This window comes from Paraperibacillus esterisolvens, assembly GCF_046237625.1.
Classification (GTDB): domain Bacteria; phylum Bacillota; class Bacilli; order Bacillales; family DSM-1321; genus Paraperibacillus; species Paraperibacillus esterisolvens.
Window position 1 is genome coordinate 634,549 of sequence record NZ_CP143545.1, and the last position, 13,296, is coordinate 647,844.

Sequence of the window (13,296 nt, forward strand, 5' to 3'; positions counted from 1 at the left end):
GAATGTTATTTAAACAAACCGGGAATATCATTCTGAATCGTGTAAATGCTCATAGCGGCCATGGATACTACAATGATCCATCCGAAAATTGTCATCCATATCGGGTGTCTGTAACTGCCTACGATGTTTTTCTTATGTGCTGCAATCAGCATAACTCCGAGAGCCAGGGGAAGGATCAGCCCATTTAATGAACCGACAAGGACCAGGATTTTGACTGGCTTTCCGACCATCATGAATACGATTGTGGAAATTGTGATGAACAGGACGATGATCCATTTTTCATATTTGACTACTTTGCTTGAAAATGTCTTTATGAAGGAAACGGATGTATAGGCAGCACCGACCACAGAGGTAACGGCCGCTGCCCACATGACAATTCCAAATATTTTATAGCCTAAGTTGCCGGCTGCAAGCTTGAAGACGGAAGCCGGGGGATTCGCAGGGTCGATGGCCAGGCCCTGTGAAACAATTCCTAGTGCTGCGAGAAACAGGAATATCCTCATAATGGAAGCAATCCCGATGGCACTTACAGCACCCCTGGTGACTTCCGAAATCGACTCTTCCCCGCTGATGCCTGCGTCAAGAAGGCGGTGGCCTCCGGCAAAAGTTATGTAGCCGCCGACTGTACCTCCGACAAGTGTGACGATTGCCAGGATATCAATTTTATCCGGGATGAAGGTCTTGGTTAATGCTTCTCCAACAGGAGGATGTGATGAGAACATCACATAAAGCGTAAGCGCAATCATGACAAAGCCCATGATTTGTGCAAAACGGTCCATGGCCTTTCCGGCTTCACGAACCAGGAAGATTCCGATTGCCACAATGCCGCTGAATAAGGCACCCATCTCAGTCGAAAAGCCGAACAGTACATTGACCCCCAGCCCGGCTCCGCCTATATTGCCAATATTAAAGGCAAGGCCGCCGATTACGATTAGGACGGCGAGCAGATAGCCAAGCCCGGGAAGAACCTCATTGGCGATGTCCTGTGCCCGTTTTTTGATATAGCTATGATCCGCCATACGTTGATTTGGGCTCCGATATCGATGATGATGGAAATTAAAATGACGAAACCAAAACTTGCGGCGAGCGATTGTGTAAATACGGTAGTCTGTGTAAGGAAACCTGGCCCGATGGCTGAAGTGGCCATCAGGAAAGCAGCACCCATCAGGATGCTTGCGCGTGATGGACCTTTATTTTGCTGTAAAGACATGACGAGCCTCCTTTTACTTAATTAAATTTCCTGCAGCTTGAAGCCGAGAAGATCGGGAAGGGCGGGGTGTGCGCCGATTCCAACACCCTTTTCTAACGCCATTTTCACGGTCCTTCTCATGGTTGTAGGGTCACCCGCATGAAATCCGCAGGCGATATTGGCAGAGGTGACAAATTTGAGAATTTCCTCATCTCTCCCCAGGGCATAGACGCCATAGCTTTCTCCCATATCATAGTTAATATCCACAACCGCCATATTATCTCCCCCTGCTATCTATTTTTAATAAAATGCCCCGCTTCACTATCTGAAGCTCTTTTTCCCTCTGCAGATAGAGAGCCTGCGCCTCCTGCAGCTGAATTTCACGGAAGGATACCCTGTCCCCCGGCTTTGCCTGGGCAAGCAGGGGAAGGTCAACAGCAGCTGCCGTGCCGATCCTGGGATAACCGCCAGTCGTTTGGCGGTCAGCAAGGAGAATGATTGGACATCCGTCAGATGGCACCTGAATCGTACCGAAGCTCACTGCGGTTGAAATCAATTCCCGTGCGGCATCAAGCGACAGTTTTTCACCCTTGAAGCGATAGCCCATCCGGTCTGAATCCGGTGTTACGGTGTAGGCTTCCGAAAAGAACCTGCTCTTTGACTCCTCTGAGAACAATTCGAATTCAGGCCCCTTGATGACCCTTATGACCGGATTGTCTGAATAGGAGGGGATTGCTGCCGCTGAAATCTGCCAATCCGCCTGTGTATAGAAGGGTGTTGTCTTTTTATTTGACAAAAAGGCAGCCATTTTATTCGAAACGGCCCCCGGCGGGTTCACTGCCATCTGGTCTCCCGTCTGCAATGCCCTTCCTTCAAAACCGCCTATCCCTGCGCGTAAATAAGTGGACTTCGATCCCATCACCCCGGGAATACTTAAGCCTCCGGCGAGGGCCACATAACAGCGGCAGCCGAGCCTCGTTCCCCGGAAGCGGAGGGTGCCGCCTTTTCGTACCAGAATGGTCCTCCACAGTGGAATGGAAACACCGTCTACCGTGGGGGTAAGATCACCGCCGCATACGGCAATGAGTGTATCCTCTTCAAACGTCAGGGCAGGACCTAGGAGTGTTATCTCAAGCACAGCCTCCCTCTCATCATTTCCTACAAGGAGGTTGGCTGCCCGGTGAGCAAAGGAATCCATCGTGCCGCTGGCTACAACTCCGTATTTTTGATAACCGGTTCTTCCTGAATCCTGGATGGAGGTCAGTAATCCCGGCTTATCGACTATAATCATCCTGCACCTCCTGACAGCTCGGCATATTCTTTTTCTGGGACAGGCCTGAAGCGGACACGGTCACCGGCCCTGAGCAGGCTCGGACTTTCCTCATCCGGCTGGAACAGGGAAAGGGGCGTCCTGCCGATCAGCTGCCAGCCGCCCGGTGTTTCAATCGGATAAATACCCGTTTGATTCCCTGCAATGCCGACAGACCGTTCAGGAATTTTCAGTCTCGGCGTCTCTTTCCTTGGCGCTGCAATTCTTTCAGACATTCCCCCAAGATACGGAAAACCTGGAGCAAATCCGATCATATGTACATCGTACTCCCCGCCGGCATGTATCAAAATCACTTCTTCAGGAGTCAATCCGTTGTACTCGGCAACAAAACCGAGATCCGGGCCAAACCTGCCTCCGTAACAGACAGGGATATCCACAATCCGCGGCTTAGGGATATCCAGCAATCCAGGGTCCCTAAGAAGCTTTTTGAGTTCAAAAGTTACTGCCTGGAAAGGGTACCGGCCGCCGGACAGTGAAGCAGCCCGTACAATATCATAAAAAACGGTAACCGTCGTAAATGCCGGCACATATTCAACCAGCCATCCGGATTCCTGTTCATCAAGCAGGGCAGAAACCACCCGTACCATATGCTGGACACCGGGGCTGATTTCCTTGCCCAGCTCAATGACAACCGCACCATCCCCTAAAGGATAAAGCTCAAATTCCAACCAGCACACCCCCTAAAACACTTTCCCATTAAATTTCCCCTCTATGACCAAACTATAACATTCCAAAAAGGACCACTATTTCGACAAAAAGTGACAAAAGATTCGCCCGTTATATAAGATGGGGGATTATATTCAAAAGGAAGTCAGGATGTCGGTCATCATTAGTTGGCGGAAGGCTGACGGAGGGGTGGGTTGAGGGCATTTTGGAATCGGGTTAGGAGTGGAAAGTCCTTCATCGGGGGTATGAAGACCTTTTTGGAGCGAGTTCGTGATTGAAAAGTCCTTCATCAGGTAAATGAAGATCATTTTGGAGCAGGTGCGGCAATGTAACGACCTTCACCATACAGCTCTCCTTGACGCTTATTCGCAAAGTTTGACAGAATAAGAAGGAGTGTAAATAAAGGGGTGCTTCAGATGGATTTTATTAATCGGCTCCGGCCATATATAGATACAGAAGACAGGGCTATGCAGCTGTTTCTCCTCGAGGTGCTGCGGGATTATCCTTGTACGCCGGGTGAATGGGGCCTCAGGCTTGCGTACAATGAGCTTAGGGCGGGAAGGATCTCCGAGGCGGCATTTGACCTGGAAAATTTGCAGGTTAGCGGGGAATCGGCAGCGATCCTGGTCCGCGATATTAGGGAGAATGGGCTGAATGAGGCAAACGCAATTCTGATTCAACAGCTTCCGCCTGAACAGGCTCTTGCCTTGAGGGATGAATTATCCCCATATCTGTCAAGCGGGGAGTGGTGCTTTTATGAGCTGCTTCAAGATGGCGGCAGGGAAGAGGTGAGGGAGGCTTATTACAGCTGTCTGGAACAGCTGGTCCTTGACTTCGATTTTTCTCTTTACCAGAGGGCTAAGAAGCTGGCGGCTGTCATGGCGGAGAATGGCTGGCTAGGGGAACACGAGCTGCCAGCCATTCTGAACGTGAATCTGAACAGCGATTGGTTTAGCCTGGATGGCATTTTAGCTGTATATATGGCAGGATTGCTTGGAAAAAGGGAATATGCAGGTCTTATTGCCGGGATGCTTGTCAGGGAAGGTGAAGATCTGCTGATGGAGGAGGCAGCTGACTGTCTTGTTTCTTTCCAGGATGAGAACACAATTAACGCTGTATTGCCCTATGCTGAACAAGGAAATGTATATGCACTCTCAGTGCTTGGAGAAATAAAATCTGCGGGCGCAGTCCGGGAGTTGAAGGCACTGTACCGGAGCGTTCTGCCTGAGGAAAGGGAGCTTGTCGTTGAGGCGCTCTGCAGGCAGCTCAATCCAGAAGCTGCAGAGGAAATAGAAAATGCAGCCGGCGGCGGATCAGAAGGCCTGATGGTTGACCTCGAAATGATGCTGTACGGCTTTTATACAGTTTTGGGAATAGAACACCCTATTCTTGAAAAGTGGAGAAGCGGGGTTCTTTTGAGAGGGATTCAATAAGAAAAGGCGGCTTATTAAATAGCCGCCTCTTTCTCTTCTATAGTCTGTTCTGATTTCCAGGTTTTGAATTTTTCAAGATCTTCCATAATGCTTTTAACAGCAAAGCCAATGACTGCGGCGTCGTCTATCATTCCGATTCCAAGCAGGAAGTCGGGGATGGAATCGGTCGGGATGACGAAGTAGAGGAATACAGCCAATATAGTCATGATGGATTTTGCCGGGATCGCTTTATATTCGCCCTTGATCCAGGCTTGTGAGACCTGGAACATGAGCTGCAGGTTTTCCCAGACGTCTGACAGGTTTCCGCGCCGGTTTCTAGCGAGCAGCACCGCTTCCTTAAGCAGGCCGGCCGCTTTATCTTTATTGTTGAAATAGTCCTTGGACTTGGTTAGTAAGTTTTTGTGGCCGCCTTCAAATTTTTTGAATTTCAAAGCAGATTGCCTCCCTTAGAATAAAATAGTTCCAAAAGCTGCATCCAAAAGTTTCTATCTAAATTGTACACACATGCGTGTGTTTGTGTCAATGTTTTTAGATTATCTTTGAGATAAGTTGTCCGAAAAACACTTTTATTGCATCTTTATTGATATTCTTTTTTAGAAAGGGTGCAGCGATCTATTTTCCCTATATCCGGTTCATAACCGATGCCGGGTTTGTCTGGCACTTTAATATAGCCATTCTCTGCAATGACTTCCGGAGAAATAATGTCTTCCTCCCAGTAAAGGGCGGATCCTGCTGTGTCTCCTGGAAGGGTGAAGTTTGGCAGGGTGGTGACCGCAATATTGTGTGCCCGGCCGATACCTGCCTCAAGCATCCCTCCGCACCATACAGGAATTCCTTCTTTCATGCACAAATCATGAATTTTCCTTGCTTCGGTAAGGCCGCCGACTCTGCCGATCTTTATATTGACGATCCTGCAGCTCCCGAGTTTTATAGCCTTGCGGGCATCCTCGACGCTGTGTATGCTTTCATCAAGGCAGATTGGCGTCTTGAGAGCCGCCTGCAGTCCGGCATGGTCGATGATATCGTTATGGGCAAGCGGCTGTTCAATCATCATGAGATTGAATCGATCGAGCTCTGCAAGCCGTTCTGTATCCTCCAGGGTATAAGCGGAATTTGCATCCGCCATAAGCGGGATGTCCGGATATATGTCCCGGACTTTTTGAATCAGCTCAATATCCCAGCCAGGCTTGATTTTGAGCTTGAAGCGTTTATATCCTTCATTAAGGCGCGCTTCAATCAAATTCAGGGTTTCTTCTATAGTACCCTGGATGCCAATGCTTACCCCTACCTCGATTCTCTCCTTGGTTCCTCCAAGTGCCCGGTAGAGAGGGAGGTTCTGCTCTTTAGCATAAGCATCCCAGACGGCGCCTTCAAGGGCAGACTTCGCCATGTAATTGCCCCGGATATGGGCGAAGTGTTTTTCTGAGACTTCATCGGGGTGTTCAAGCCTTGTGCCGAGAATTAAGGGGATGAGATAATCCTCAAGCATATGCCAATTTGTTTTAACCGTTTCTTCATTATAAAGGGGATCCAGCATGGCGACAGACTCTGCCCATCCTGAAATCCCGGTATCAGTCACCGCTTCGACTGTGATAAAGTCTTTGTCATATTCAGTCCCAAAGCTTGTTGTGAATGGATGGAGCAGATCGAGCTTCATGTGCCGCAGGATGACTTTATCGATCTTCATGGCCTTTTCCTCCTTTATGCTTCAGCGCGTAGTGATGGACAGCCCCTGTTTTGCCGCTGTTTTTGACAAATCCTTCGATCTGCCAGCCTCTTGCAAATAGGTTCTGGAATATTTCACGGGTCTTCAGCCTCCACAGAAGCGCTGCAGCAGGATCTTTTTCCCTGATATGCTGAAAATTTGATGGGATCGGCACATAAATCGTTCCGTCGCTGGCCTCGGGAAGAGGCGTCTGCAAACCTGGAATTGGAATGCCTGCTGTATTCAGCTCCCATTCAAGCAGCGGCTCAAGGCGGTGGGGTGTATATATGGATTGATGTTCATTTTCACCGGTTATATGCCATTCGACCAGAAATCGGTCGGTCGGCAATCCGCCGTTCAGCAGGTCATTGAGATCGCCGTAGCAGTTTTCGATATATGTAGAACACATTCCTCCCAGCTTTCCGATGTTCAAGTATCCATTTACGCTTTCAAGCGGATCATAAGTCCACGTGATGAGGGAGTATCCCATCTTCAATGCTTCCTGCTTTTGCGCAAGCTTCAGCTTCTCCCCGATTCCCTTATTCCGCACGGCCGGGTCGGTTCCGAGCATATGGGAGCATAGATATACCTTCCGTCCGTCATATCCAGGGAAGCTGTATTGAAAACCCGAGAGCCTGCCTTCGGTATAAGCCCCAAGCATCAGGCCGCCATTTTTTACGGCCGTCAGGGTCTGGTGAACAGGGACGGAGTCTTCCTGGCCCCAGATCTTAGACTCAAGCCTTCTAACATCATCGAGCTCATCTATGGTTTTCAATACCCTGATTTCGCAGCTGTTCATTTTGTTCACTTCCTTTACTGTTCTGACGCAAGAAGCACAGTCTGTGCAAGTATCCGGGCCCCATATACGAGGGCTTCCTGGTTAAACGTCATTTCCGGATGATGAAGGCCTGGGGTGAGACCGCAGCCGAGGCCCACCATAGTGGCTTTGATTCCCGGCTCTTTAAGAGTATAAAAGTGAAAATCCTCCCCCCCTGGCGACACACAGGTTTCTACCAGGTTATCCTTCCCTAATATACTTATTATAGCGGCCCTTGCAAGGGAAATGGCCTCTTCATTCTGTATCGCAGCCGGAACGAAGTCATCCATAGTCCAGGTAATCGCGGCACCCGTCTCGGTGGTGGTTTCCTCGGCGGCTTTCTTCAGCAGCTCTTTAACCTCTCCAAGAAGAGGAGTGGTTTTTGCCCGTGCATCCAAAGTGAAATCAGCCGTCTCCGGAATGATATTCGATGAAGCAGCACCCCCGTGCAGCTGCGTCATTTTGATGGACCAGGAGTCATTTGTATCAAGGCGTGCCTGTTTCAGCTTCTGAATGAGAACGGCCGCCGCCTCTATTGCGTTGATGCCATCCTCAGGCCGGGCTGCATGTGCCTGAACTCCTTTAATCGATCCTGTGATGGTGCCTGAGGAGCTGTGGACGATGACAGGCGACGCCTTTCCGAATGGAACCTCAAATTCTGGGCGGAGGTGGAGACCGAATAGATAGGCCGTATCCTGTAAGGCATGGTCTTTAATTAGCTGGAGGGCACCTTCTGCTTTTTCCTCAGCGGGCTGGAATATGAATCTGAGCGTCCTCTTCGGCTTTGTTCCAGAAGCAGCCAATGCAAGGGCGGCATGCAGCACCATGGTGCTGTGGGCATCATGGCCGCAGGAGTGGTTCGCTTTCATGACACCATCCACTTCCTGAAGCAGGGCATCCATATCGGCCCGCAGTGCGACGACCTCCTGTAACTCTCCCGGGATTTCTGCAATAAGGCCGTAATGCTTCTCGAACGTCTGCACAGACAGCCCGGCCTCTGTGAGCGCATGAAAAATATAATGGGAAGTTTCTTTCTCTTTCCAGCTCGGTTCCGCCAGTCGGTGAAGTTTTTGATAGGTTTTTAGAATATCTTCTTTATTCAGTGACAGGTAATCAACAGCATTCATGTAATATACCCTCTCAATCCAAGTATGAATTTGGCCGTGCAGTCATTCTGCTGCCGCGGCGCTGTGCTCGACTTTAGATATAGCATAGTTTTCGGAAAAATAGAACTATTTTGGGATACGGGGGATGCTCTCTTCATTTCTGCTTTTCCTGCATGGTCTGATATATGTGTCTAACTGGAAAAAGTTGTATAATGATTGAGGGGTATCCAATAGGGAACTTCTATTATCGTGTTATGCGTGGGTTTTTATATGGGGGAAAATGTATGGGAGCACAGGCTTTCATTCAAAATGAAAAGCCCCGGGTATTGTACCTTGGCGCTTTTCATATAGGTTCATGGATTAGTCGACCAAAGCCCGGCTGTCTTGACGAAGACACGCGAATTCAGCTTGAGCTGAGAGACCATGAATTCAGCCAAATCTTCAGGCTGCATAACTTTTTCCGGATTTCCGTCTGTAAGATTCGTTTCAATGGCAAGGTCAGTTGCAACTGTGCTTGGTGTCAGGGCGGATACCCGGATATTATGCTTCCGGACTTCGAGCATCAGGGATTCCGTCAGGCCTAGCACCGCAGCTTTTGAGGCGCTGTAGGCGCTGGTTACCGGGGACCCTTTTAGGCCCGCAGTCGAAGAAATATTGATGATATCACCGGATTTTGCCTCAATCATACCGGGAAGGACAGCGTGCGTCACATTATAGACTCCCATTAGGTTGACCTGAATGATCCCGCTCCACTCTTCCGGCGTCAGTTCCATAAAGCCGCCGAATTTTGCAGTGCCGGCATTGTTGATAAGGATATCTATCTGACCCAGGTCAGATTTAAGGTGTTCGACTGCATTTGTGACAGACTCCAAATTTGACACATCAGCCCTCGCTGCTGAAACCGTGACATCGAATTTGTCCAGTTCCGCTGCCGCTTTTTCCAGATTTTCAATATTTAGGCCAATCAGACCGATATTGACGCCTTCTTCTGCAAGTGCAAGTGCGGCTGCGCGCCCGATGCCCCTGCTACCTCCTGTGATGATTGCATTTTTGCCTTTCAATGATGGCATTTCGTCACCCCTTATTCTTGTTTAGCAGTAATTAATATACCCGCTCTGGGGTATGTGCACTCATGATTGTACACCAAGGGACCGCAATAAAACCAAATATAAGTTTTCTGCTGGAAGCCCATGCCTGGAAAGGTACAGGAGAAAAGCAGGAACAAACCCAGGTAAGGAGGTGGAGCGGAGTAAGGTGCAGGCAGGAATGTCAGCAAGATAATTGAAGGTCAAACCCTGCTGTATGGAGCTCTATGATACATGCAGCTCCGCCCCTTTTCCACAAAAAAAGCCATTCGTTTTACGGAATGACTTTTGGCGATTTCAGCGGCTCAAAGAAAACAATTTTGAGAACGGGTTTCTGTTATCTGTTATTTTCAATTCATCTAAGACCAGTTTTTCCTGGTGGTCCTGGATCCATTTTTTTAGCTCTTGCTTCCCTTGACATGAGGTGTGGTATGTTTCTCCGCCTTTCCCTGTTGCACTGATTACATACCTGCATGTTGAAGTCCCCATAACGCCCACCTTTTTTAATGTTGTGATTTCATAATGAACATTATAGCAAGGTTAAAATTATTTTCCATACTTTTTTTGTAAAAAAAACAGAATTATTTATAGCACTTTTTTACAATCTTCGACAAGAAAGATAGTCGAAATGTTGCTATAATTTCAATAAAAATAAAAGGGAGGCAATTGTGGATGAAATCAGGCTGGGAACGTTCCGGTGAACTCATTCTGCTTGAGGCTGGGAGAGCTGACCACATGCTGCGGCCATTTCTAAAAGAAAGACATGTCCGGGAGACTTTGCTTCTCGGCGGCGGCTTGAATAATACAAATTTGAAGATTACTACAGACAGTGAGGAAGTGTTTGTGCTCCGGCTATACAGCCAAAATCATGAGGCGTGTGCCATTGAACGCAAAATTGCCGGACTTTTGAAGGGGAAGGTTCCTGCTGCTGATGTACTTTATACAGATGATACATGCGAGAAAGCCGATGTCCCATTTCTTTTGATGAACTTTGTCCCTGGAGTACAGCTTTCTGAAATCATACTTAGGAAAGACAGCAGGCAGATGAAAAAAGCTGCCTGGGATGCTGGCAGGCATTTAGCCCAAATCCATTCCCTAAAATTCGATGGTCCGGGTTTTTTCGACGGCGACCTTCATATCAGAGAACCAGTGTCCATCGGTTCCGGGGAATTCGTTGCATTTATCAGTAAAAGCCTGAAAGAAGGGTATGGAGGCAAGAATCTTGGGCTTCGTTTGACGGAAAAGGTGATTCGTTTTTGCGAAAGGCATGCTGTGCTTTTGGAAGAGCTGACCGTTCAGAATTGCCTGGTTCACAGTGATTTCAATCCTTTGAATATCCTTGTTGAAGATCACGGCCGTATCGCCGCTGTCCTGGACTGGGAATATGCGTTTAGCGGAACACCTTTGTTCGATATAGGCAATATGGTTCGATATGAATGTCTGGGAGATACCATACTGCTGCAGCCCTTTATTACTGGATATAAAGAGTATGGAGGCCGGCTGCCGGAGAGGTGGCTGCAGATGGCCAAATTGGTGGATCTTATTGCGCTGTGCGGGCTGCTGGACAAAGAAGCCTGTGGGGAGGTGCGTTCAGCGGATATCAGGAGGCTGATTCAAGGTACGATGGATGACTGGGAAAAGTTTGCCTCCCTGCAGGCAAAGATGCTGGCCGTAATAGGAGACATGAAATAGGCAGGGGATTAGCTGGAAAATTTACAAAAAAAATATTTACAACTCCTTGGAACAGGAGTAAGATAATTCTCAGTTTCATATTTCTAGATCGCTTAATCCCTTATGGGAGCGGGGGAACCAATCAATTGGGGTGAAGCCTGATGGCATCAGGCAGGGCTACTCTTATAGTCCGAATCCGTCAGCTAACTCCGTAAGCGTTATATGAGAGGAAGGTGGGGCTGTGGAATCGTCGATTTATGTCCACAGGGCTTTTTTCATGCCTGTGGGCATTTTTGTGTTGACTCAATATTTTTAGTGGGATTCCATCAGTTGGGAAAAGTATAAATAAGCGGACAATTCATTTTAATCCGAGAGGTGCAATCATGTTATCAGCAGTTAAACGATTTTTAATCGGGCGTCCGTTAAAGTCGACGGAGCTTGGGGACCAAAAACTTAATAAAAAGAAGGCGCTGGCCATTCTTTCTTCCGATGCCCTCTCTTCTGTGGCATATGGGCCTGAGCAGATCCTGATTGTCCTGATGACAGTCAGTGCCACCGCCTTCTGGTATTCGCTGCCCATCGCAGCAGGGGTGCTGTTCCTGCTTACGGCGCTCATCCTGTCATACAGGCAGATCATCTATGCTTATCCGCACGGAGGAGGCGCCTATGTAGTATCAAAGCAAAATCTTGGTGAGAATCCCGGGCTGATTGCGGGAGGCTCTCTATTAGTAGACTATATCCTGACTGTTGCGGTAAGTGTCTCAGCGGGGACAGATGCGATCACTTCCGCATTTCCTTCCCTGCATGAGCAAAATGTACTTATTGCCAGTGGTCTTGTTATTTTCATTACACTGTTGAATTTGAGGGGTATAACGGAATCCGCTTCAGTGCTGGCCTATCCAGTCTACCTGTTTGTCGCGGCTCTTTTCATTATGCTCGGAGCAGGGATTTATCAAATTTTAACTGGACAGGTTCCCCAGGGGGCCCATGCTCCTGTAGGTACTCCGGCTGCAGGCATTACGTTATTCCTGCTTTTGAAGGCATTTGCATCGGGCAGTTCGGCTCTGACCGGAGTTGAAGCGATCTCCAATGCGATCCCCAATTTCAAGGAGCCTGCCCCAAGGAATGCTTCACGGACGCTGATGGCAATGGGCTTATTGCTTGCCATCCTATTTTCCGGAATCGTATTCCTTGCCTATTATTTTGGAATAGCACCAGAAGAGAAGGAAACGGTTGTATCCCAGCTTGCAGCGGGTATATTCGGCCGGGGTTTCTTATATTATTTCATCCAGGGAACAACGGCCATGATCCTTGTGCTTGCGGCCAATACAGGCTATTCCGCGTTTCCGCTGCTTGCTTTCAATCTGGCTAAAGATAAATATATCGCCAGGATGTTTACAATGCGCGGGGACCGTCTCGGCTATTCCAATGGAATTATCTTTCTTGGTGCAGCATCCATCCTTCTGATCATGGCCTTCAAGGGTCGGACCGAGCAGCTGATACCTCTTTATGCAGTTGGGGTATTCATACCTTTCACGCTCTCACAGACAGGGATGCTCGTCAAATGGTACCGCGAACGGCCCCAGGGCTGGAAAGGAAAGCTTGCCATCAATTTCACAGGTGCTTTGATAAGCTTCCTTGTCATGATGACTTTTTTCATCACAAAATTCGCCCAGGTCTGGCCGGTGCTGATTTTCCTGCCGGTCCTTGTATTCCTGTTCCACCGGATCAAGAAGCATTATACGGCTGTCGGCAAACAGCTTGGAATCAGTACTTGCGAAAAGGCATCGCCGATAGAGGGCAATGTGATCATCGTCCCGGTCGCCGGCTTCACCCATGTGGTGGAAAACTCGCTGAATTATGCCAAATCCCTTTCGGCAGACCAGATTCTTGCGGTTTATGTGTCCTTTGAAAGAAAGGACGAACGTGAATTTGAAGACAAGTGGAAGAAGTGGCAGCCTGACATCAGGCTTGTGACACTTCATTCTTATTACCGGAGCATCATCCAACCGCTGACGAAGTTCATTGATACAGTGCAGCATAAAGCGGGCGAATCCAATTACAAAGTCACGGTGCTGATTCCGCAGTTCATCCCGAAGAAAAGATGGCACAATATCCTGCACAACCAATCAAGCCTTTTGATACGGGCCTTCCTGTTATACAGGCGGGATGTGATTGTTACCACAGTGCCTTATCATCTAAAAGAATAGCCGGAAAAAGAGAGAAGCTGTCCTGTACAACAGGGCAGCTTCTTTTTCGTTCTTGCTATTAGTCAAACGCTTGGGTTCTCTTCC

At 48.5% G+C, this 13,296-nt stretch carries 10 protein-coding genes, 2 pseudogenes and 1 riboswitch; of the genes and pseudogenes, 3 read left to right on the forward strand and 9 right to left on the reverse strand.

The window, feature by feature from the left end:
• Nucleotides 1–5 precede the first annotated feature (5 nt).
• The 4 genes and pseudogenes from V1501_RS03365 to pxpB all read right to left on the reverse strand — a co-directional run bounded on the left by V1501_RS03365 (nt 6) and on the right by pxpB (nt 3,187).
• Nucleotides 6–1,210, reverse strand: a pseudogene (locus tag V1501_RS03365) (NRAMP family divalent metal transporter).
• A gap of 39 nt (nt 1,211–1,249) precedes the next feature.
• Nucleotides 1,250–1,465 (reverse strand): annotated as a pseudogene (locus V1501_RS03370) (LamB/YcsF family protein); the annotation flags it as partial.
• Nucleotide 1,466: 1 nt separating this feature from the next.
• The gene (locus V1501_RS03375) at nt 1,467–2,480 is read right to left on the reverse strand and encodes a biotin-dependent carboxyltransferase family protein (RefSeq protein WP_409291446.1); all 1,014 of its coding nucleotides are present in this window, start codon (nt 2,478–2,480) and stop codon (nt 1,467–1,469) included.
• Entirely contained in the window at nt 2,477–3,187 is a 711-nt protein-coding gene (gene pxpB / locus V1501_RS03380) for a 5-oxoprolinase subunit PxpB (RefSeq protein ID WP_409291447.1), read from the reverse strand. Before pxpB ends, V1501_RS03375 begins: the two co-directional genes overlap by 4 nt.
• A 414-nt stretch (nt 3,188–3,601) precedes the next feature.
• Here pxpB and V1501_RS03385 point away from each other — a divergent pair, with 414 nt between their 5' ends.
• Nucleotides 3,602–4,618, forward strand: coding sequence for a hypothetical protein (locus tag V1501_RS03385; RefSeq protein ID WP_409291448.1), 1,017 nt, complete (start codon nt 3,602–3,604; stop codon nt 4,616–4,618).
• 14 nt (nt 4,619–4,632) lie between these two features.
• Here V1501_RS03385 and V1501_RS03390 read toward each other — a convergent pair whose 3' ends face one another.
• From V1501_RS03390 to V1501_RS03410, 5 genes are all read right to left on the reverse strand, one after another.
• The gene (locus V1501_RS03390; protein ID WP_409291449.1) at nt 4,633–5,049 is read right to left on the reverse strand and encodes a YkvA family protein; all 417 of its coding nucleotides are present in this window, start codon (nt 5,047–5,049) and stop codon (nt 4,633–4,635) included.
• Nucleotides 5,050–5,195: 146 nt separating this feature from the next.
• Nucleotides 5,196–6,305: an o-succinylbenzoate synthase gene (gene menC / locus V1501_RS03395; RefSeq protein ID WP_409291450.1), complete on the reverse strand. Its 1,110-nt coding sequence runs from the start codon at nt 6,303–6,305 to the stop codon at nt 5,196–5,198.
• Nucleotides 6,292–7,122 carry a GNAT family N-acetyltransferase gene (locus tag V1501_RS03400; protein WP_409291451.1) on the reverse strand — a complete coding sequence of 277 codons (831 nt, stop codon included), beginning with the start codon at nt 7,120–7,122 and terminating at the stop codon, nt 6,292–6,294. Before V1501_RS03400 ends, menC begins: the two co-directional genes overlap by 14 nt.
• A 14-nt stretch (nt 7,123–7,136) precedes the next feature.
• Complete coding sequence (locus tag V1501_RS03405; RefSeq protein WP_409291452.1) at nt 7,137–8,267, reverse strand: amidohydrolase; 1,131 nt, start codon at nt 8,265–8,267, stop codon at nt 7,137–7,139.
• Nucleotides 8,268–8,599: 332 nt separating this feature from the next.
• Entirely contained in the window at nt 8,600–9,316 is a 717-nt protein-coding gene (locus tag V1501_RS03410; RefSeq protein WP_409291453.1) for a 3-ketoacyl-ACP reductase, read from the reverse strand.
• Between the two features lie 687 nt (nt 9,317–10,003).
• Between V1501_RS03410 and V1501_RS03415 the strand changes: the two genes are divergently transcribed.
• Both V1501_RS03415 and V1501_RS03420 read left to right on the forward strand, forming a co-directional pair.
• A complete protein-coding gene (locus tag V1501_RS03415) occupies nt 10,004–11,023 on the forward strand; it encodes a phosphotransferase family protein (RefSeq protein WP_409291454.1) in 1,020 nt (339 codons plus the stop codon).
• 79 nt (nt 11,024–11,102) lie between these two features.
• Nucleotides 11,103–11,236: riboswitch (cyclic di-AMP (ydaO/yuaA leader) on the forward strand.
• Between the two features lie 149 nt (nt 11,237–11,385).
• Nucleotides 11,386–13,212: an APC family permease gene (locus V1501_RS03420; RefSeq protein WP_409291455.1), complete on the forward strand. Its 1,827-nt coding sequence runs from the start codon at nt 11,386–11,388 to the stop codon at nt 13,210–13,212.
• The last annotated feature ends 84 nt before the right edge of the window (nt 13,213–13,296 follow it).